The organism is Candidatus Symbiopectobacterium sp. NZEC135 (genome assembly GCF_025962695.1).
In genome coordinates, this window is record NZ_JAGFPF010001086.1 from 1 (window position 1) to 733 (window position 733).

Genomic DNA, 733 nt, shown 5'->3' on the forward strand with positions numbered 1-733 from the left:
CGCACTGACGCAAGAAGAAGTGGACAGCGTTATGCCGCATTGAGCCGCCTTACGCCATACTGGATTCAGTCTGCGTCATGCGCGTGTCATCAACCTGATGTAAACACGTTTTGGCCCTGAACCGGCCACCGAACCTCTCGTATCTGTCACCGTGGTAGAGGCCTGCCGCTGCGGTGAATTTTATTATTTTGCGGGCAAGAATTTGGGAGAGATGCAGTGGGGAAAGCGCCATCACATTTTGGCTTGATATTTATTCTTGGCTTGTTGTCGATGCTGACACCGTTTGCTATCGATATGTATTTGCCAGCGTTGCCAGTGATTGCCAAAGAGTTTGGCGTGGAACCGGGTCAGGTGCAGATGACGCTGAGCGCCTACATCATGGGTTTTGCTATCGGTCAGTTGTTCTACGGCCCGATGGCGGACAGCCTGGGGCGCAAGCCGGTCATATTGGGCGGTACGCTGGTGTTTATGTTGGCAGGTGTGGCCTGTGCGATGGCACAAACCATTGAGCAGCTTACGGTGCTGCGCATGCTGCACGGCTTGTCTGCGGCAGCGTCTGCGGTGGTGATCAATGCGCTGATGCGTGACACCTTCGCCAAAGATGAATTTTCACGCATGATGTCATTCGTGATGCTGGTCATGACGGTGGCTCCGCTGTTGGCCCCGATGTTGGGCGGCGTGTTGCTGCTGTGGTTTAGCTGGCATGCGATTTTCTGGACGCTGGCCGGGCTGT

At 55.0% G+C, this 733-nt stretch carries 1 protein-coding gene; it reads left to right on the plus strand.

Annotated elements, in window-relative coordinates; genetic code table 11:
* Positions 1–270: 270 nt before the first annotated feature.
* The coding region (locus tag J5224_RS32600) for a Bcr/CflA family efflux MFS transporter (protein ID WP_264629071.1) at positions 271–733 on the plus strand (463 nt) is incomplete at its 3' end.